Source organism: Microbacterium sp. 18062 (genome assembly GCF_902706225.1).
In the GTDB taxonomy this organism is placed as follows: domain Bacteria; phylum Actinomycetota; class Actinomycetes; order Actinomycetales; family Microbacteriaceae; genus Microbacterium.
Genome location: NZ_CACSKB010000037.1, coordinates 24,560 through 44,211 on the forward strand (window position 1 = coordinate 24,560; position 19,652 = coordinate 44,211).

Below are 19,652 nucleotides of genomic sequence, written 5' to 3' on the forward strand. Positions count from 1 at the left end.
ACGCGGATGCGGCACGGGTCGGCGGCTGACGGTTGCGGCGATCCGTGGCGGGCAAGGACCCGCCTCGCCTAGCGTGGAAGTGTCCGGAGTGGAGCGGGAAGAGCCCGGAGTGGAGAGGGAGCGGATCATGAGTGAGACGATCGTTGTCGGAGTATCGGAATCCCCGGTGTCGCGACGCGCGGTGGACTGGGCGATCGGGCGGGCGGTCGAACGCCGGCTGGGGATGGAGCTCGTGAGCGTCGTCGGAGGCGCCGTCGGTGTCGTGGGAGAGAAGGACGTCCTCGAGGCGGCCATCCGGGACACTCGGGAACGGCTCGATGAGCACGTGCGCCGCGCATCGGACGCAGGTATCCAGGCGTCCGGTCGCGTCGAGACCGGCGATCCGGTGTCGGTGCTCCTGGAGGCCTCGAAGAACGCTGCGCTGCTCGTGATCGGCAGCGACTACCGCGGCCCCGACGCGGGTCCGGCTCGTGGCGTGCACGGCATCCGGATCGCGGCGGCCGCCTCGTCTCCGGTCGTCGTCGTGCCGGACGTCGACCTCGGCGACCGCCGCGGCATCGTGGTGGGGGTGGACGGATCGGAGGTGTCGGAGCGCGCGCTCGCCTTCGCGGCGCAGGAGGCCGACAGGTTCGGAGAGCCGTTGATCGCGGTGTGCGTGTGGACGCCGCTGACGGCGCATCTGCACGGCGCGACGGTGCGGTCGGAGGTGTACCTGACCAACATGCAGGCGCTCGCCGAGGAGTCGCTCGCGCTGTCCCTGGCCGGGATCGCCGGCCTCTATCCGGACCTTCAGGTCGAGCGTCATGCCGAGCGCGGATACCCGTCGCAGGTGATCAACCGGCACGCCGCGACAGCGCGCTTGGCGGTGGTGGGCACGCACGGCCGGGGCGCGGTGGGCCGGTTCCTGCTCGGATCGATCAGCCAGGAGGTGCTCACCCGCCTCGTGACGACGACGGCCGTGGTGCGCTGAGGACCCAGGCGTACCGAGCACCCCGGCGCCGGAAGGGCGGCTCAGCCGCCGCCGGAGACGATGCCGATCACGCCCGAGGCCAGCATGTAGACGCCGACGGCGCCCACCACGAGCCAGATGCCGACACGTGCGGGCGACGGCTTCTTGGGGTCGTTGCCGGGCCCGCCATCGGTGCCGCCGCCGGATCCACTGCCGAGAAAGCTCACCCCTCGACAGTAGCCGAGGCGACAGTGGCCGAGGGGTGAGCCTCACGGCGGTCGCCCTCCCGCGCCGTGCTCGGGGCCGCGAGACTGCACGTGGGCGCCGAGACGGTGGGGTTACCCCGCTGTCTCGGCGCCCCGCTGCAGTCTCGCGGGTGAACGGTGAACGGTGAGCGGTGAGCGGGCGGGTGTCGCGAGGGCGACCGGTCAGGAGGCGGGCGTCCAGGTCGAGACGCGGTCGAGCGCGGCGATCTCCTCGGCGGTCAGCTCGATGCGGGCGCTCGTGAGCAGATCGTCCACCTGCTCGACCTTCGACGCGCTCGCGATGGGAGCCGCGACGGCGGGCTGTGCCCGGAGCCACGCCAGCGCGGTCGCGGCGATCGATGCGCCGTGGGCCGCGCCGATCCCCTCGAGCGCGTCGATGATGCGCAGGCCCTGGGGCGTGGCGTACTTCGCCGCGCCCTTGGCGCGCGGAGACGCCTGGCTCACCGCATCCGTCGAACGGTACTTGCCGGTGAGGAAGCCGGCGGCCAGACCGTAGTACGGCACGAGCGACAGGTCGAACTCCTCGGCGACCGGGACGATCGACTCCTCGACGTCGTTGCGATGCACGAGGTTGTAGTGCGGCTGGATCGCGACCGGAAGGTCGCTGCCGCCGGCCTGGGCGAGCTCGATCCAGGAACGGATGCGGGCGGCGGTGTAGTTCGAGACCGCGACGTAGCGCACGAGGCCGTCGGTGACGAGGTCGCCGAACGCGGTGACCGTCTCTTCGAGCGGGGTCTCGGCGTCGTCGAAGTGCGCGTAGTACAGGTCGATCGACTCGACGCCGAGCCGTGTGAGCGAGGCCTCGGCGGCGGCGCGCACATTGGTCGCGGACAGTCCCTTGAAATCGGGATGCTGGCTCACCTTCGTGGCCACGACGACGTTTTCGGGCTTTCTGGCCGCGAGCCATTCGCCGATGATCGTCTCGCTCTCGCCGCCGCTGTGCCCCGGAGCCCAGGCGCTGTACGAGTCCGCGGTGTCGATGAAGTTCCCCCCGCCGGCGTGGAACGCGTCGAGGATCGCGAACGAGGCGTCGCGGTCTGCGGTCCAGCCGAACACGTTGCCGCCGAGCGAGAGCGGGAAGATGTCGAGGTCACTGCGTCCGATGCGGGTCATGATGTCCTTCCGTCGACGGTGGCCCTGCCGCATCCGTCGCCGGAGTCGCCGAAGCCGTTCCCTGAAGTCAAGCACCTGCCCGTCGGACGCATTCCCGGTGTTTCTCACGGTTGCACCCCGGCGACGGGGCTGCGGCGAGGAATAGGCTGGCGCAGTCAACTCGTCGTCAGTCACCCGGAAGGTCCGCATGGAATCCGTCCTCCTGGACACCCCCGCTGGAATCGATGCGCGCCTGGGCTGGGATCCGTCGGTGACCGCGCACGACCGCAAGCGCATCCTCGCCCGCGCGATCATCGGCGCGCGTCTCGGTATCGATGCCACGGACGTGCGCATCGAACGGGAGGCGCCCACGCACTTCGGCCATCACACCCGGCTCATCGCGTCGGTCGGGGGCTCCGAGATCGACCTCGTCGTCACGGTCGCGGAGTATCGGGCGGCCACGGTCGTCGCGGTGTCCGACCCGACGCTGAGAGTGGGGATCGACCTGCGGGACCTCCATCCGGATGACGAGACCCGTGCCTCGATCCGCGCGCACAGCCACCTCTGGGAGGGGTCGACGGAGCTCGACTTCATCACGCACTGGACGCGCGTGCAGGCCGTGCTCGCCGCCGACGGCCGCGGTGCGCGGGTGGAGCCGAAGCACGTGCGGCTCGACCAGGGCGGCCGACGCGGCTGGGTGCCCGATCGCCCGGCCGTGCACTACACGATCCGCGACGCGTCCCGGAACGCGTTCGTCATCACCCTGGCCTACGCCCGCGACACGGCGGAGTAGTCCCGGCGAGGGCGGGCGGGGCAGGTCGGCTTCTCCACGCCCTTCGAGGCGCGATGGGGGCGGGAGAGCCCGGCTCACCTGTCGCAACCGGTCGCCGAGACCGGCAGGACGCGACCGGTGAACCCGGGGCACCGCGCCCCTTCGTCTCGGAGCTGTGCTCCTCGCTCAGGGACCGAGAAGACGAGACTCTCGGGTCAGCGGCCGGGGTCGCTGACGACCAACGAAGGAAGCGAAATCTCCCCACTCCGGGGAGACTTTCGGGTCAGCTTCTCAGGGCCCCTGCGGGACCCTCTGTGGGGTGCGAGAGTCCGGTCGCTGAGCGAGCGCGGCGAGACGAAGCGTGAGGACTTTCGGGTCAGCTGCTCCGCGCCCCTGCGGGGCGCTCCGTGGGGTGGGGAAAGTCCAGGCAATGCGCCTGTTGAACAGAACCGGGGCGGGGAGACTTTCGGGTCAGCGGGGGAGTGCGGCGTCGAGCTCGGCGAGCCAGGCGCGGGCGTTGCCGTCGCTCGGCGCACGCCAGTCGCCCCGCGGCGACAGGGAACCCGCCGGTGAGACCTTCGGGCCGTTCGGGATGGCGCTGCGCTTGAACTGCGCGAAGCCGAAGTAGCGGCGCAGGAACACCCGCAGCCACCGGGCGACCGTGTCGAGGTCGTAGGCGTAGCGGTCGTCGGCGGGGAAGCCGGGCGGCCAGGCTCCGGCATCCGCATCCGACCACGCGTGCGAGGCGAGGAACGCGATCTTGGAGGGGCGCAGCCCGTATCGCAGCACGTGGAACAGCGCGAAGTCGTGGAGGGCGTACGGGCCGATCGAGTCCTCGGTCGACTGCACCTTGCCGTCCTCGCCGGCGGGCACGAGCTCGGGGCTGATCTCGGTGTCGAGCACCTCCTGCAGCACGGCGACGGTGCGCGCGTCGACGCCCTCGCCCTCGGCGATCACCCAGCGGATGAGGTGCTGGATCAGGGTCTTCGGCACCCCCGCGTTGACCGCGTAGTGGCTCATCTGGTCGCCGACGCCGTACGTGGCCCAGCCGAGCGCGAGCTCGGACAGATCGGACGTGCCGATGACGATGCCGCCGTGCCGGTTCGCCAGCCGGAACAGGAAGTCGGTGCGCATCCCCGCCTGGACGTTCTCGAACGTCACGTCGTAGACCTTCTCGCCGGTCGCGGCGGGGTGCCCGATCCCGGAGAGGATCTCGGTCGCGGCCGGGCGGATGTCGATCGTGGCGATCGTGGCCCCGATCGCCTCGGCCAGCTCGATCGCGTTGGAGCGGGTGTGATCGCTCGTCGCGAAGCCCGGCATCGTGTACGCGAGGATGTCGCTGCGCGGGCGCCCCATCCGGTCCATCGCCCGCGCGACCACCAGCAGCGCGTGCGTGGAGTCGAGGCCGCCCGAGACGCCGATGACCGGCTTGGGGTGCCCGATGGCGGTGAGCCGCTGCTCGAGGCCGGACACCTGGATGTTGAAGGCCTCGTAGCAGTCCTGCGCGAGCCGAGCCGGATCGTCGGGGACGAACGGGAAGCGGTCGGTCGCGCGGCGGAGCCCGATGTCGCGCGCCGGGGGTTCGAGGCGGAAGTGCACCGTGCGGAACGCACCGGTGCGGTCGGCGAGCGTGCGCCGGTTGTCGTCGAACGTGCCCTGACGGAGGCGGTCCTGACGCAGCCGGTCGAGGTCGACGTCGGCGATGCTCGAGCGCGGACCGTCGGGGAACCGCTCGGTCTCGGCGAGCAGCTGCCCGCCCTCGTAGATCAACGTCTGGCCGTCCCAGGAGAGGTCGTTGGTCGACTCGCCGACGCCGGCCGCGGCGTACGCGTACGCCGCGAGGCAGCGCAGCGACTGCGAGCGGGCGAGGAGCGCACGATCGTCTGCGCGGGCGATCGTGATGGGGCTCCCGCTGAGGTTGAGCAGCACCGTGGCGCCGGCGAGAGCAGCCTCGGAGGAGGGCGGCACCGGCACCCACATGTCCTCGCACACCTCGGCGTGCACGACGAGCCCATCGACGTCGAGCGCCTCGAACAGCAGATCCGGGCCGAACGGCGCGAACAGAGCGCCGACCCGGATGTCCTGCCCGCGCTGGTCGTCGCCGGGCGCGTACCAGCGCCGCTCGTAGAACTCGCGGTAGGTGGGGAGGGCCGACTTCGGGGCGACCCCGAGCAGCTCGCCGCGATGGATGACGACGGCGCAGTTGTAGAGCCGGTTGCGGTGGCGGAGCGGTGCGCCGACCACGAGCACCGGGAGGAGGTCGACGGATGCGGCGACCAGCTGCTCGACGGCGCGCTCGACCGCATCCAGCACGGGGTCCTGCAGCACCAGGTCGTCGATGGCGTAGCCGCTGAGGGCGAGCTCGGGGAACACCGCGACCGCGACGCCGTCGTCGTGGAGCGAGCGCGCCTCGGCGAGCACCGCCTCGGCGTTCGCGGCGGGATCCGCGATGTGCACGGGGACGGTGCACGCGGCGATCCGGGCGAATCCGTGCCGGTAGGAGCTCTCGAAGGGCAGGTCGGTGCTCATCCCCCCAGTGTGACAGGGGACGGGCCATCGCACGACGCGTGCGATGGAGGGTGTCGGAGGCCGCGGCTAGGGTCGGATGCGGAAGGGAACGGATGCGGTACATCGAGCCCCGGGGTGACCAGCCGGGCAGGATCGTCTGGAGCGCGAGCGACCTGAAGGCCGCGGCGGAGTGCGAGTTCGCGTGGGCGCGTCAGGTCGATGCACGGCTCGGCCGCGTCCCGGCCGTGCCCGACCCCGAAGACCTCATGCTCGAGCGCGCCGCCCGCCTCGGCACGCGCCACGAGCTCGACGTGCTCGCCCGCTACCGCGAGGTGCACGGGGCGGGAGTGGTCGAGATCCCCGAGGCGCGGTCGGCGGACGAGCGGGGGATGGCGGCGGCGCTCGCCGCGACCGAGGCGGCGCTGGCCGATCCGGCCGCGGTCGTGGTGTACCAGGCCGCCTTCCAGACCCGGGACTTCGTCGGGTTCGCCGACTTCCTCGTCCGCGACGACGCCGGCGCATGGGTCGTGCAGGACACCAAGCTCGCCCGTCATGCGCGGGTGACGGCGCTCATGCAGCTGGCGGCATACGCCGATCAGCTCGACCGTCTCGCGGTGCCGCGCTCGGAGCGCGTGGAGCTGCTGCTCGGCGACGGCAGCGTCAGCGTGCACCGCGTCGACGACCTCACCCCGGTCTACGCGCTGCGTCGCCGGAGGCTGGCCGCGCTCGTCGCCGACCGCGACCTGGCGGCGGGGGCGACGGGCGAGCCGATCGCCTGGGGCGACGGCCGCGGCGACCTGCAGGTGGTGGCGTGCGGGCGATGCGCGACGTGCGAGGCCGAGGTGGTCGCGACCCGGGATCTGCTGCTGGTGGCGGGGATGCGCCCGGTGCAGCGGGAGCGCCTGCGCCGGGCCGGCATCCGCACGATCGACGAGCTCGCCGAGGGCGTCACGCCGCCCGAGCGGATGAGCGCCGAGGTGTTCGGCTCCCTCCGCACACAGGCGAGGCTGCAGCTGCAGAGCCCCGCCGGAGTGCCGTCCGCGGACGGCGACGCGCCGCCCGCCGCGCCGAGCTACGAGGTCGTGCTGCCGCAGGCTCTCGGAGCCCTTCCCCGCCGCGACCCGGGGGACCTCTTCTTCGACTTCGAGGGCGATCCGCTCTACACCGAGGGTGCGACCGGCGACTGGGGGATCGACTACCTGTTCGGCTGGGTCGATGCGCGCGAGCAGTACACCGCGCTCTGGGCGCACGGCTTCGCCGACGAGCGCGAGACGTTCGAGACGTTCGTCGACATCGTCGAGCTGCGCCGGCGCGAGCACCCGGGCATGCACATCTACCACTACGCGCCGTACGAGCCGACGCATCTGCTCGCGATGGCCGCGCGCTACGGCACGCGCGAGGCCGAGATCGACCGGATGCTGCGCGACGGGCTGTTCGTCGACCTCTATCCCGTGGTGCGCCGGGCGCTGCGGGTGGGCTCGCGGTCGTACTCGATCAAGAAGCTCGAGCCGCTCTACATGGGCGACGACCTGCGCACGAGCGAGGTGCAGCGCGGCGACGACTCCATCGTCCGCTACGTCGAGGCGCGCGTGCTCCGCGATGCGGGCGACGAGACGGCGGCGCAGGCGATCCTCGACGACCTCGCCGAGTACAACCGCGACGACTGCGTCTCGACGCTGCGGCTGCGGGACTGGCTCGTCGATCGCGCACGGGAGGCGGGACTCCTCCCCGCGGGAGATCCCTCCGCCGGCGAGTTCGTCTACGAGGCGTCGCCGCGGTCGCTGATGCTCGACCGCCGCGCTGACGAGGCCGCCGAGCGCGCGCGGGTCTCCGGCCGCGACCCCGGGGCGGACGCGGACACCGTCGCCCTGCGGCTCGCAGCGGCCGCGATCGACTACTACCCGCGCGAGGCGAAGACGTTCTGGGCGACCCACTTCCTGCGGCTGCGCGAACCGGCGTCGATCTGGGAGGACACCCGCGACGTCGTCGTGCTCGACCCCGACCGGTGCCGCGTGGTCGAGGACTGGCGCGCGGGGGAGGGACGTGCCCGGTCGCTCCGGCGGCGCATCGAGCTGCGCGGCGATCCCGCTCCGGGCACCCGGCTGTCGGTGGGCGGCCAGCCGTTCGTGCTGTATCCGCTTCCGGCGCCGTTCCCCTCCGACCCGTCGCCACGATGGATCCACGCGGCGCGCACCGTGCGTGTCGTCGAGGTGCTCGAGGACGGCGCGATCGTCGAGGAGCTCGCCGCAGGCGCCGAGACCTGGCGCGAGCTCCCTTTCGCGCTGACCCCGGGCGCGCCGCCGTCGGCCGGCAATCAGCAGACGGCGATCGATCTCTGGGCCGATCGCGTGCTCGACGCGGCGCCCGGGTTCCCCGACGATCCGGCCACCGACATCCTGCGGCGCGTGCCCCCGCGCACGACCGGCTCGGGTCTCGCGGTCTCGGACGGCGACGACGTCATGGCCATCGCGCGCAGCATCCTCGCCCTCGATCACAGCTATCTCGCCGTGCAGGGACCGCCCGGAACGGGAAAGACCTATGTCGGCTCGCGCATCATCGCCCGGCTCGTGCGAGAGCACGGCTACCGCGTCGGGGTCGTCGCGCAGTCGCACGCGGTCGTCGAGCACATGCTCGATCGCGTGGTGGCCGCCGGGGTGCCGAAGGCGTTCGTCGGCAAGGCGCTGAAGGATCCGGATGCGGCCGGCACCGTCTCGTTCACCGCGATCGAGAAGAACGGCATCGCGGCGTTCGCCGAGGAACGCCCCGGCGGGTTCGTCGTCGGCGGCACCGCCTGGGACTTCAGCCATCCCGCACGCGTCCCCCGCGGCAGCCTCGACCTCCTCGTCGTCGACGAGGCCGGGCAGTTCTCGCTCGCCTCGACGATCGCCGTGTCCGTCGCGGCTCAGCGCCTGCTGCTGCTGGGCGATCCCCAGCAGCTGCCGCAGGTGAGTCAGGGCACGCATCCGGAGCCGGTCGACACATCCGCGCTCGGGTGGGTGATGGGCGACGAGCCCGTGCTTCCCCGCGAGTACGGCACGTTCCTCTCCCGGTCGTGGCGGATGCATCCGGATGTCGCGCGCCCCGTCTCGCTGCTCTCGTACGCGGGCGAGCTCGCCTCGGCGCCGTGCACGGCGCTTCGCACGCTCGAGGGGGTGACGCCCGGCGTCCATCCGGTGCCGGTCGCGCACCGCGGCAACGCCGTGGCCTCTCCGGAGGAGGCGGCGGAGGTCGTGCGCGTCGTGCGCGACATGATCGGTCGCTCGTGGACCTTTTCCGACGAGCGGGATGGCGAGCTGCAGACGCTGCCGGAACGTGAGCTGACGGCTTCCGACATCATCGTGGTCACCCCTTACAACGCGCAGCAGGTGGAGGTCGAGGAGGCACTCCTCGCCGCGGGGATCGACGGCGTGCGAGTGGGCACGGTCGACCGCTTCCAGGGGCAGGAGGCCGTCGTCGCGATCGTCTCGCTGGCGGCGTCGTCGGGCCGCGACGCTCCGCGCGGCCTGGAGTTCCTGCTGCTGCAGAACCGGCTGAACGTCGCGATCTCGCGGGCCCAGTTCGCCGCCTACGTCGTGTACTCGCCCGGATTGCTCGACGATCTGCCACGCACGCCTGACGGAGTCGCCCGGCTGAGCGCATTCGCCCGACTGGTGGGCGCCGATGACGCGGACGTCCTCGGCGGGGCCTGACCTCGCCCAGCCCGTGCAGAGCCTCGTCCACTCCGGTTCACGGTCTGGGCGGCGGGGTGGTCTACACTCTCGCTTTGGGCTCGCCCTGGCGGCGGCCCCCTCTCTCTAGGGAGACAGACCGCGAGACGATCCAGGAAAGGCGGTGATGGCCATGGCCGACGATAGTCCGCACGCCACGGCGCGCACCGTCGACATGCTTCGGAACTGATCCGAGCGAGCGGCGCGCTGTGGCTTCCGCATGCCCGCCCACTCCCCACAGATCGGACCAGACATGGCTCCTCTCATCGACAACGCCATCTACGTCGACGGACACCGGGTCGAGAGCCCCGCGAGCCTCGACGAGACCTATGAGCTCATGGAGGCCCGCGACGGCCTCGCGTGGATCGGGCTGTATCGCCCGAGTCCCGACGAGCTCGACTCCGTCGCCGCCGAGTTCGACCTGCACCCCCTCGCGATCGAGGATGCGCGGCAGGGGCACCAGCGCTCGAAGGTCGAGCGGTACGGTGACACGCTCTTCGTCGTGCTGCGTCCCGCGCACTACGACGACGACCGCGAGGAGGTCGACTTCGGCGAGCTGCACCTGTTCGTCGGGCCCGACTTCGTGATCACCATCCGGCATGCCGAGTCCCCCAATCTCGCGGCGGTGCGTCATCGTCTCGAGACGCAGCCGGAGCTTCTCGCGCTCGGTCCGGAGGCGATTCTCTACGCGGTGCTCGACCGGGTCGTCGACGAGTACGAGCCGGTCGTCGCCGGCATCGAGAACGACATCGACGAGATCGAGGATCAGCTCTTCGGCGTGAGCGACGACGACGCCCTGTCGCGCCGCATCTACGAGCTGTTCGGCGAGGTGATCCGCTTCGGCCGGGCGGTCCAGCCGCTGAACGCGGTGCTCGAATGGCTTCAGCGCGGGTACGGCAAGTACGGCGTCGACCTGGAGCTGCAGCGCAACCTCCGCGACGTGCACGACCACGTCATCCGCGTCGGCGACCGCATCGAGGGCTTCCGGGCGCTTCTCGACAAGGCCCTCACCGTGCATTCGGCCCTCGTCGCGCGCCGGCAGACCGAGGCGAGCCTCGCGCAGAACGACGAGATCAAGAAGATCTCGTCGTGGGCCGCGATCATCTTCGCGCCGGGGCTCATCGGCACGATCTACGGCATGAACTTCGATCACATGCCCGAGCTGCACTGGACCTTCGGCTATCCGATGGCGGTGCTCGCGATGCTCGCCTTCGCGGCGGGGCTGTTCCTCATCTTCAAGAAGAAGAGGTGGCTCTGACGCCTCTCGTGTCGCCGTCGCTGCCGTGTCTCATCCGGGCAGCATCCGTGTCTCGGTTGTGCAGGTCGAACGCGCCGCGCACGTGCACAAGTGAGACACGCGCCGGCGAGACCCGACCCGGGTCAGACGGTGCCGTACAGCCGGTCGCCGGCGTCGCCGAGGCCGGGCACGATGTAGCCCCGCTCGTTGAGCTTCTCGTCGAGCGCGCCGAGCACCAGCGTGACGTCGCGGTCGCCGACCTGCTTCTCGATCGCGGCGACGCCCTCGGGGGCGCCGAGCAGGCAGATCGCCGTGACGTCCTGCGCACCGCGGGCGAAGAGGAACTCGATCGCAGCTCCCAGCGATCCTCCGGTCGCGAGCATCGGGTCGAGCACGAAGCACTGCCGGTCGCTCAGGTCGTCGGGCAGGCGCTCGGCGTACGTCGTGGGCTCGAGGGTCTCCTCGTTGCGCACCATCCCGAGGAATCCGACCTCGGCGGTGGGGAGGAGCTTGACCATGCCCTCGAGCATGCCGAGGCCCGCGCGCAGGATCGGCACCACGAGTGGGCGGGGCTCGCTGATCTTCACGCCTGTCGTCGTGGTCACGGGAGTCCGGATCTCGGACGGCTCGACGCGCACGCTGCGGGTGGCTTCGTAGGCGAGGAGCGTGACGAGCTCCTCGGTCAGCTGACGGAACACCGGCGACGGCGTCGACTCGTCGCGCAGGACCGTGAGCTTGTGGGTGATGAGCGGATGGTCCGCGACGTGCAGGCGCATGCTCCCAGGCTACGGTACCCGGCTAGCCTGGAACGATGAGCCTGCCGGTCGCCGCCCCCGACGCCGCGGCGATGGATCGTGCGCTCGTGCTCGCCGCGCAGGCCGGGGCAGCCGGCGACGTGCCGGTCGGCGCGGTCGTGACGGATGCGGCCGGCCGCATCGTCGGCGAAGGCCGGAACGAGCGCGAGGCCACGGGGGATCCGACGGCCCACGCCGAGGTCGTCGCCCTGCGCCGCGCGGCGGCGGCGCTCGGCTCCTGGAACCTCGACCGCTGCACGCTCGTGGTGACCCTCGAGCCCTGCGTCATGTGCGCGGGCGCCGTTCTCCAGTCACGCGTGTCGCGGCTCGTCTACGGCGCGTGGGACGACAAGGCGGGCGCGGCGGGCTCGGTGCACGACCTGGTGCGCGACCGGCGCCTGCCGCACCGGGTCGAGGTGGTCGCGGGCGTGCGCGAGCCCGAGGCGTCCGCCCTGCTCCGGGCGTTCTTCGACGCCCGCCGCTGAGCGGAAGGCGGCTGCACGGCCGGGTGCGCCCCGGGCCAGCGCTGCCGCGGGGCACTCCGTGAGGTGGCGGGAGTCCGGTCGCTGAGCGAGCGAAGCGAGACGAAGCGCGAGGGCGGACGGTGAGCACCGCGCCCCTTCGTCTCGTCGCTGCGCTCCTCGCTCAGGGACCGAGCGGGACTCTTGCTCAGGGACCGAGTGGGGGAGACGGTCGCATCAGCGGGGAAGGTGGGGGAGCACCTCGGCGCCGAGGTACTCGAGCTGGTCGAGATCGCGCAGGTCCATGAGCTGGAAGTAGACGCGCTCCGCGCCGAGATCGCGCAGCCGCCCGACCTTCGAGGCGATCGCGTCGACGCCGCCGATGATGTTCGTCCCGCCCCGGAACTCCGCGAGATCCTGCCCGATCGCCGCAGCCCGACGCTCGAGGTCCGCATCCGTCTCCCCGGCGAGCGTCGGCAGCGCGACCGAGAGCTTCAGCGACGCGGGGTCGCGGTCGATCGCCTCGCACGCGGCCCGGACGACGGCGAACTTCTCCGCGACGACCTCCTCGGGCTGGAAGCCGATGTTGAACTCCGTCGCGAACCGCGCGGCGATCGCCGGGGTGCGTCGCGGGCCGCCGCCGCCCACGATGACCGGCACCCGCTCCTGCACGGGCTTGGGGAGCGCCGGGGCATCCTCCAGCCGGTGGTGGGCGCCCTCGAAGGAGTACGTGTCGCCGACCGGGGCGCCCCAGAGACCCGTGACGAGCTCCAGCTGCTCCTCGAGCAGATCGAACCGCTTCGGCGGGAACGGGATGCCGTAGGCCCGGTGCTCGGCCTCGAACCAGCCCGTGCCGAGCCCGAGCTCCACGCGTCCGCCCGACATCGCGTCGACCTGCGCGACCTGCACCGCGAGCACGCCCGGCACGCGATACGTGACCGACGAGACGAGGGTGCCGAGCCGGATGCGGGAGGTCTCCCGCGCGAGGCCCGCCAGAGTCGTCCACGCGTCGGTGGGGCCGGGAAGCGGATCGCCTGGCCCCATCCGCAGGTAGTGGTCGGAGCGGAAGAACCCGGTGAACCCGAGTCGCTCGGCGAGCTGCGCGAACGCCCGCTGATCGTCGTACGAGAACCCCTGCTGGGGCTCGGTGAAGACGCAATACTCCATCGCTCAGCGGCTCGCTTCCGGTGCGCTCGGGGATGCGGACGCCGCATCCGGTCGGAAGACGTCGGGCTCGAGATAGATCGCGCGGGCGATCGGCACGGCGGCGCGCACGCGCGTCTCCACCGCGTCGATGTCCGCGGCGACCTCGCCGAGCGTGCGGTCCCCGTCGAAGCCGAGCTTCGCGGCCACGAGCAGCTCGTCGGGTCCGAGGTACAGCGTCTTGATGTGGATGAGGCGCGCGCCCTCGTCGCCGGCGGCGATCGCGGCGACGATCGCGCGGTGGTCCGCGTCGCTCGCCCCCTCGCCGACGAGAAGGCTCTTCGTCTCGATGCCGAGGGTGATTGCGACCAGGACCAGCAGCGTCCCGATCATGAGCGTCCCGATCGCGTCGAACACCGAGTTGCCGGTGATCGCGCTGAGCCCGACACCGAGGAGGGCGAACGTGAGCCCCGTGAGGGCGGCGATGTCCTCGAGCAGCACGACCGGCAGCTCGGGCGCCTTCGCGTGGCGGATGAACGCGACCCAGCCCTCGCCGGGCTTGCGGACGAGATTCGACTCCTTCACCGCGGTGCGCAGCGAGAACGACTCGAGCCCGATCGCGACCACCAGCACCCCGATCGGGATCCACACGTTCTCGAGCTCGTGCGGATGGGTGAGCTTGTCGACGCCCTCGTAGATCGAGAAGAGGCCGCCGACCGAGAACAGGATGATCGCGACGACGAAGGCGTAGACGTAGCGCTCACGGCCGTAGCCGAACGGATGCTCGCTGTCGGCGCGACGGCGTGCCTTGCGCCCGCCGAGCATCAGCAGCAGCTGGTTGCCCGAGTCGGCGACCGAGTGGATCGCCTCGGCGAGCATCGACGCGGATCCGGAGAGGAGCCACGCGACGAACTTCGCGATCGCGATGCCGAGGTTCGCGAGGAAGGCCGCCAGGATGGCCTTGCCGCCGCCCGATGTGCTCATGCCCGTCAGTCCGCGGAACGCAGGATGATGGTCTCGGTGGGCGGGGCCGGATGCTGCGCCGGACCGATGTAGCCGATCGCCTCGAGGAGCGCGTGGCGCACCTCGGCGGGACGCTCCAGGTGCGCTGCGTGACCGGCCCCCTCCAGGAGCAGCTCGTGCACGTGGCCGCCGCGGGCGGCGTAGGCGTCGAGCACGTCGCGGGTCTGCGAGACCATCTCCTGCGCGGGCGCCACGTCGGCACCCGGCCAGCCGGGCACGATGCCGAGCGCGCCGAGGTGGTTGAGGTCGAAGAACGACGCGTCGGACACGATCGCGTCGAGGTCGCCGTGCACCCACAGGATCGGCGGCTTCGGGTCGAGGTCGACGATCCCGGAGGTATCGAAGTAGCGCGGCGCCAGAGTGTTCAGGATGCCCGTGGCACCCGCGCCGAAGCCCGGCCAGCTCTCGCTCGGCAGGCTGTCGCCCGGGTAGTTTCCGGGCGCCGTCGAGGTCGTGAGCATCGACCGGACCCAGAGGTCCTCGTTCCCGCTCGAGTAGGCGGACGACACGTAGCTCGACCGGAACACGTTCCGCGGCGACGTCTCGGCCGCATCCGAGGTGTCGTGGTCGTTCAGGCGCTGGACGAAGTCGGGGTTCGCGCTGCCGCCGCCGGTGCCCGCGTCGTCGGCGGTGAGGCGGGAGCCGTCGCGGCGGGTGCCGCCGAAGCCGTGCGGCGAGACCGGCGCCTGGAGCATGAGCGAGAGCACCGGGTGGTCGAGCGCGTACTGCATGACGACGCCGCCGCCCAGCGCCCAGCCCACCAGATGCGCCACCGGGATGCCGAGGGCATCGAGGGTCGCGTGCAGGTCGTCGCTGAAGTCGCGCACGCCACGGGTCGCGTCGATCGGCAGGCTCTCGGTCGCGCCGAAGCCGCGGAGGTCCACAGCGATGACCCGGAGGTCGCTCGGCAGATCCTGCATCAGCTCCTGCCAGAAGAGCGCGGACGACACGTTGCCGTGCACGAGCACCACGGTCTGCTCGGACGGGGTGGCGGGGTCGTCGCCCTCGCGCTCCAGGATGTTGACGCTGAGACGCGGCGTCTCCACGCTGCGGGCCGTGATGCCCTCGAGCAGGTCTGTGGTGGGTTCCGTCATGTCCGATCCTCCGCCGGAGAGGCTGCCGTGCCCCGGCGTTGTCGATGATAGACCTCGGGGCCGTGAAGAGCCGGGGCGTAGGTTGGAGAAATGAGCTCTCTTCCCACGATCGCGATCCTCGGCGCCGGTTCCATGGGTGGCGCCATCCTGCACGGCGTCGTCTCCTCCGGCCGGGCGGGCGGGGTCACCGTGACCAACCGCACCCGGGCGAAGGCGGCCGCGCTCGCCGATCTCGCCGGCGTCACGAGCATCGCGCTCGAGGACGAGCCCGCGGGCAACGCTCGTGCCGCCGCATCCGCCGATGTCGTGCTGATCGGGGTGAAGCCCGCGATGGTTCCCGACCTCCTCGCCGAGATCGGTCCGCACCTGCGCGCCGGGGCGATCGTCGTCAGCCTCGCCGCGGGCGTCACGATCGCGACGTTCGAGCGGATCCTCGGCCCGGATGCGGTCGTGCTGCGGTCGATGCCGAACACTCCGGCGGTCGTGGGCAAGGCGGTGACCGGGCTCGCCGCCGGCACGAACGCCGGGGCGGATGCGGTCGCCGCCGCCCGTGGCGTGTTCGAGACCGTCGGCACGGTGCTCGAGGTGCCGGAGGAGCGGATCGACGCGCTGTCGACGATCTCCGGCTCGGGGCCGGCCTATGTGTTCCTGCTGATCGAGGAGCTCACGAAGGCCGCCATCGGCAAGGGCTTCGCCGAGGACGAGGCGCGGGTGCTGGCGGAGCAGACCTTCATCGGCGCGGCAGCTCTGCTCGCTGCATCCGGCGAGGACCCCGCAGAGCTGCGCCGGCGCGTGACGAGCCCGAAGGGCACGACGGAGAAAGCGATCGAGGTACTGCAGGAGGCGCGTCTCGACGAGGTGTTCGCGCGCGCGACGGATGCGGCGCTCGTGCGAACGAAGGAGCTGGCGGCCGGCGCGTGAGCGCGCCCTAGCTTGACCGCCTCACGCCGGCGCGAGACTTCACGGATGCTGCCTCCCAGCGCCGACCGCCGAGCATTCGTGACGTCTCGCGGGATCTCCATCGGGAGGTGCGTTCGGTCGGTGCGGTAGCCGGTCCGCTCGGTCGACGCATCGGTACACTGCGCTGATGGCCGACTCGTTCGCGCAGGCACAGCAGCGCATCCTCGCACTGAACTCCGACGACCTCCCGTTCGTGTACGAACCGACGCCGGACGGCGTCGTCGCGCGCTGGAAGTACGTCGACGCGCGATGGAGCAATGTGCTCGCCGCGGGAACGATCGACCGGGACTACGAGCTGCGCGTCGTGCTCGACCCGGCGACCTCGACCTGGCGGTTCCAGGAGCGTTCGACCAGCACCGAGGCCACCATCGGACCGGGCGGGCTGTCGTTCGAGTCCACGCGGTTCCGCGGCTACCGGAAGACGGTCTCGTTCTCGAAGAACTGGGCCGTCGACGCCGAGCAGACCGACCGCCACGGGACCACACGGGGTCAGAGCTTCGGGTGGTCGTTCACGACCGACGAGGTGAAGCGTCCCGTGACCGACGCGCTCGCCGCGGCCGGCTGGTCGAGGCACAAGGGCTTCTTCGCGCGGCTGTTCGGCGGATGAGGACGTTCCTGCTCAGGCGCGTGACCTGATTCTGCGCACCCGCAGCGGCTCTGAGCGGCTGGCTCCGTGGTCTTCTCGAGTGAGGGCCGCGGCGCGCCCGGCCTCAGCGGTCGAGGGAGGAGAAGCGCTCGATGTCGCTGTTGGTGCCCGAGACGATGATCAGGTCGTGGTTGGTGACGACGGTGTCCGCCTCCGCGTAGCGGAAGGGCTTTCCCGGGCTCTTCACGCCCACGACCGTCACCCGGTACTTCGTGCGCACGCCCGACTCGTTGAGCCCGATCCCGCGGATGAACTTCGGCGGATACATCTTCGCGAGCACGAAGTCGTCGTCGAACCGGATGAAGTCCAGCATCCGGCCGCTGACGAGGTGCGCGACGCGCTCGCCGGCCTCGCGTTCGGGGTAGATCACGTGGTTCGCCCCGACCCTGGCGAGGATCTTGCCGTGCGACTGCGACACCGCCTTCGCCCAGATCTGCGGCACCTTGAGGTCGACCAGGTTCGCGGTGATGAGCACCGACGCCTCGATCGAGGATCCCACCGCGACGACGGCGACCTGGAAGTCCTGCGCGCCGATCTGCTTGAGGGCCTCGAAGTTGCGGGCGTCGGCCTGCACGGTGTGGGTGACGCGCTCGGACCACTTCTGCACGAGGTCGAGGCTCGCGTCGATCGCGAGCACCTCGCGGTCGAGACGGTCGAGCTCGCCGGCGCACGCCGCCCCGAACCGACCGAGACCGATCACGAGCACCGGCGCATCGGTGCGGAGCTTCTCAACCAACGATCGGCCTTTCGACGGGCATCGAGTACAGCTGCGAGTGTGACGACGCGGCCACCGCGGCGGCGAGTGTCACTGTACCAACGCGGCCCATGAACATCGTGGCGGCCAGCACATAGACGGCGGGGTCCGGCAGCTCGCCGGTCAGGCCGGTCGACAGTCCCGCCGTGGCGAACCCCGAGACGACCTCGAAGAGCACCTCGTCGACGGGCGCCTTCGTGATCTGCGCGATCGTGATCGTCGATAGCGCGACGATCGTGGCGCCCCAGGCGACGACCGAGAGGGCCACGCGCTGGACGTCGCTCGGGATGCGGCGGCCGAAGGCCTGCACCGCGGGGCGCCCCTTCGCCTCGGAGAAGACGGCGAGGGCGAGCACGGCGAGGGTGGTCACCTTGATGCCGCCGGCCGTGGAGGCGGATCCGCCGCCGACGAACATGAGCATCGCCCCCACCAGCAGCGACGACCCGTGCAGATCTCCGACGTCGATGACCGAGAACCCGCCGGAGCGCGTCATGGCGGACAGGAACAGCGATTGGAAGGCGGTGTCCCAGGTGTCCATGCCGCCGAAGGTCAGCGGGTTGTCGTACTCGAGCGTGACGAACACGATCGCCCCGGCGAAGAACAGCACGACGGTGGTGATGAGGGTGAGCTTCGTGTGCAGCGACCAGTGCCGCACGTGCCACTGGTGCCGCCACAGCGTGAAGATCACCGGGAATCCGATCGATCCCAGGAACACCCCGATCATCAGCACCGTCATGAACACGTAGTCGTTCGCGAAGGGGGCGAGGCCGTCGGCGTTGGGGCTGAACCCGGTGTTCGTGAACGACATCGCCGCGAAGTAGGGGGCCTCCCAGAGGGCGGTGAGCGGATGCACCCCGCCCAGCAGCAGCGAGGGATACAGCAGCACGGCGAGCCCCGCCTCGATCACGAGCGTCGAGAGCGCGACCGTCCGCAGCAGCTGTCCGACCTCGCCGAGCCGCACGGTCTGACCCTCGTTCACCGGTCCGCCGTGCATGCGGAGCGGGTTCGAGTCGCCGGCGGCGATGAGCTTTGCGCGCAGGCCCAGGCGCTTCGAGATGATCATCCCGAGGATCGAGGCGAGTGTCAGCACGCCGAGGGCGCCGACGTTGACGCCGATGTAGATGAAGACGTGGCCGAGCGGCGACCAGTGCTCGCCCATGTTGACGGTCGACAGTCCCGTGACGCAGATGGTCGACACGGCCGTGAAGAGCGCGTCGGCGAGCGGGGTCGCCCTTCCGTCGGCCGCGGCGGCGGGCAGCGACAGGAGCGCGGTGAACACCAGGATGAGCGACGAGAAGATCAGCACCGCGAACCGCGCCGGAGACGACGTCGCGAACGTCCGCGATCCGTCGCGGAGCCGTTCGAGGGATGCCGCGATCCGACGCCGCGAGGACAACCTCGCGGATTCGGACGTCATCCGAGGCCCCTTTCACGCATGCAGCAGGTCAACGACCCGAACGCGTGTCATGGTACTCCGCTCGGCACCCGACTAACCTAAGGCGCATGGCGGATATCTTCGGCGTGATCGCGGACGCGACCCGGCGCGACATCCTGCGTCTTCTTCTGGATCGTTCCGTCTCCGGGGAGCAGGGCACGAGCGTCTCCCACATCGTGCAGGAGCTCGGCGTCAGCCAGCCCACCGTGTCGAAGCACCTGAAGGTCCTCCGCGACGTCGAGCTGGTCTCGGTCCGCGAGGAGGGGCAGCACCGCTACTACTCCCTGTCGCCGGCTCCGCTCGACGAGATCGACGCGTGGCTGATCCCGTTCCTCGAGGACGAGTCGGATGCGGGCGCCGCCTACGTCTCCGCCCTTCCGGAGCCCGCGGCGCACGCGGCCGAGGTCGTCGGCCGCGCCGCCGCCTCCGTCGGCCGCGCGGTGACCGTCGCGCTGGGCAGGATCCCCGGGCGCTGACCGTCGACGCCCGTCGTCAGGTGCCGCTGTCGGTGTCGCTGCTGTCGGTGTCGGTGCCCGAGCCGTCGTCGGGCCGGGTGGGCGGCGTTCCGCCGTCGTCGGCGCCGCCTCCCGGACCCATCTGCGGTCCGCCGTCGCCCGGGAACTCGCCCGGCTGGAACTGACTCTGGCCCGTCCCCTGCCCGAGCGCCCACCCGGTGGCGACGCCGCCCCCGAACGAGAGGCCGAGGGCGAGCACGCCTGCCGCGACGATGCCGCCGATCACGAGTCCGCGCCGTCGCCGCGGCTTCTCCTGGGCCGGCGCCGTCGACACGGGGGACGGCGCGCTTCCGTCC

General features: G+C 71.3%; 18 protein-coding genes. 8 read left to right on the forward strand and 10 right to left on the reverse strand.

Going from position 1 to position 19,652, the window contains the following annotated elements:
* Positions 1–127: 127 nt before the first annotated feature.
* Positions 128–970: a universal stress protein gene (locus tag GVL03_RS13560; RefSeq protein ID WP_159501538.1), complete on the forward strand. Its 843-nt coding sequence runs from the start codon at positions 128–130 to the stop codon at positions 968–970.
* Between the two features lie 41 nt (positions 971–1,011).
* On the opposite strand, the gene GVL03_RS13565 is transcribed toward GVL03_RS13560, so the two are convergent.
* The gene (locus tag GVL03_RS13565; RefSeq protein WP_159501539.1) at positions 1,012–1,176 is read right to left on the reverse strand and encodes a hypothetical protein; all 165 of its coding nucleotides are present in this window, start codon (positions 1,174–1,176) and stop codon (positions 1,012–1,014) included.
* A gap of 201 nt (positions 1,177–1,377) precedes the next feature.
* Positions 1,378–2,328 (reverse strand): aldo/keto reductase, encoded by a 951-nt coding sequence (locus GVL03_RS13570; protein WP_159501540.1) that lies wholly within the window; start codon positions 2,326–2,328, stop codon positions 1,378–1,380.
* A 187-nt stretch (positions 2,329–2,515) separates the two neighbouring features.
* Between GVL03_RS13570 and GVL03_RS13575 the strand changes: the two genes are divergently transcribed.
* Entirely contained in the window at positions 2,516–3,100 is a 585-nt protein-coding gene (locus GVL03_RS13575; RefSeq protein WP_159501541.1) for a hypothetical protein, read from the forward strand.
* Between the two features lie 450 nt (positions 3,101–3,550).
* On the opposite strand, the gene GVL03_RS13580 is transcribed toward GVL03_RS13575, so the two are convergent.
* On the reverse strand, positions 3,551–5,608 hold the full coding sequence (locus tag GVL03_RS13580) for an NAD(+) synthase (protein ID WP_159501542.1): 2,058 nt from the start codon (positions 5,606–5,608) through the stop codon (positions 3,551–3,553).
* Between the two features lie 92 nt (positions 5,609–5,700).
* Between GVL03_RS13580 and GVL03_RS13585 the strand changes: the two genes are divergently transcribed.
* Positions 5,701–9,276 (forward strand): bifunctional RecB family nuclease/DEAD/DEAH box helicase, encoded by a 3,576-nt coding sequence (locus tag GVL03_RS13585; RefSeq protein WP_159501543.1) that lies wholly within the window; start codon positions 5,701–5,703, stop codon positions 9,274–9,276.
* Positions 9,277–9,547: 271 nt separating this feature from the next.
* Positions 9,548–10,552 (forward strand): magnesium and cobalt transport protein CorA, encoded by a 1,005-nt coding sequence (locus GVL03_RS13590; protein ID WP_159501544.1) that lies wholly within the window; start codon positions 9,548–9,550, stop codon positions 10,550–10,552.
* Between the two features lie 122 nt (positions 10,553–10,674).
* Here the strand turns inward: GVL03_RS13590 and upp are convergent, their stop codons facing one another.
* Positions 10,675–11,307 carry a uracil phosphoribosyltransferase gene (gene upp, locus GVL03_RS13595; RefSeq protein WP_159501545.1) on the reverse strand — a complete coding sequence of 211 codons (633 nt, stop codon included), beginning with the start codon at positions 11,305–11,307 and terminating at the stop codon, positions 10,675–10,677.
* 35 nt (positions 11,308–11,342) lie between these two features.
* On the opposite strand from upp, the gene tadA reads away from it, so the two are divergent.
* The gene (tadA, locus tag GVL03_RS13600; RefSeq protein ID WP_235038166.1) at positions 11,343–11,810 is read left to right on the forward strand and encodes a tRNA adenosine(34) deaminase TadA; all 468 of its coding nucleotides are present in this window, start codon (positions 11,343–11,345) and stop codon (positions 11,808–11,810) included.
* Between the two features lie 213 nt (positions 11,811–12,023).
* On the opposite strand, the gene GVL03_RS13605 is transcribed toward tadA, so the two are convergent.
* The 3 genes from GVL03_RS13605 to GVL03_RS13615 are packed head-to-tail and all read right to left on the reverse strand — an operon-like array spanning position 12,024 to position 15,046.
* On the reverse strand, positions 12,024–12,953 hold the full coding sequence (locus GVL03_RS13605) for an LLM class F420-dependent oxidoreductase (RefSeq protein ID WP_159501546.1): 930 nt from the start codon (positions 12,951–12,953) through the stop codon (positions 12,024–12,026).
* 3 nt (positions 12,954–12,956) lie between these two features.
* The gene (locus GVL03_RS13610; RefSeq protein WP_159501547.1) at positions 12,957–13,913 is read right to left on the reverse strand and encodes a cation diffusion facilitator family transporter; all 957 of its coding nucleotides are present in this window, start codon (positions 13,911–13,913) and stop codon (positions 12,957–12,959) included.
* Positions 13,914–13,918: 5 nt separating this feature from the next.
* A complete protein-coding gene (locus tag GVL03_RS13615; RefSeq protein WP_159501548.1) occupies positions 13,919–15,046 on the reverse strand; it encodes an alpha/beta hydrolase in 1,128 nt (375 codons plus the stop codon).
* 90 nt (positions 15,047–15,136) lie between these two features.
* On the opposite strand from GVL03_RS13615, the gene proC reads away from it, so the two are divergent.
* Both proC and GVL03_RS13625 read left to right on the forward strand, forming a co-directional pair.
* Entirely contained in the window at positions 15,137–15,967 is an 831-nt protein-coding gene (gene proC, locus GVL03_RS13620) for a pyrroline-5-carboxylate reductase (protein WP_159501549.1), read from the forward strand.
* A gap of 166 nt (positions 15,968–16,133) precedes the next feature.
* A complete protein-coding gene (locus GVL03_RS13625; protein WP_159501550.1) occupies positions 16,134–16,613 on the forward strand; it encodes a hypothetical protein in 480 nt (159 codons plus the stop codon).
* Positions 16,614–16,716: 103 nt separating this feature from the next.
* On the opposite strand, the gene GVL03_RS13630 is transcribed toward GVL03_RS13625, so the two are convergent.
* Both GVL03_RS13630 and GVL03_RS13635 read right to left on the reverse strand, forming a co-directional pair.
* Complete coding sequence (locus GVL03_RS13630) at positions 16,717–17,388, reverse strand: TrkA family potassium uptake protein (RefSeq protein WP_159501551.1); 672 nt, start codon at positions 17,386–17,388, stop codon at positions 16,717–16,719.
* Complete coding sequence (locus GVL03_RS13635; RefSeq protein ID WP_159501552.1) at positions 17,381–18,823, reverse strand: TrkH family potassium uptake protein; 1,443 nt, start codon at positions 18,821–18,823, stop codon at positions 17,381–17,383. Before GVL03_RS13635 ends, GVL03_RS13630 begins: the two co-directional genes overlap by 8 nt.
* 86 nt (positions 18,824–18,909) lie before the next feature.
* Here GVL03_RS13635 and GVL03_RS13640 point away from each other — a divergent pair, with 86 nt between their 5' ends.
* Positions 18,910–19,317: a helix-turn-helix transcriptional regulator gene (locus GVL03_RS13640; RefSeq protein ID WP_159501553.1), complete on the forward strand. Its 408-nt coding sequence runs from the start codon at positions 18,910–18,912 to the stop codon at positions 19,315–19,317.
* A 16-nt stretch (positions 19,318–19,333) separates the two neighbouring features.
* Here GVL03_RS13640 and GVL03_RS13645 read toward each other — a convergent pair.
* Positions 19,334–19,652: hypothetical protein (locus GVL03_RS13645; RefSeq protein ID WP_200847179.1), on the reverse strand; the 319-nt coding region annotated here is incomplete at its 5' end.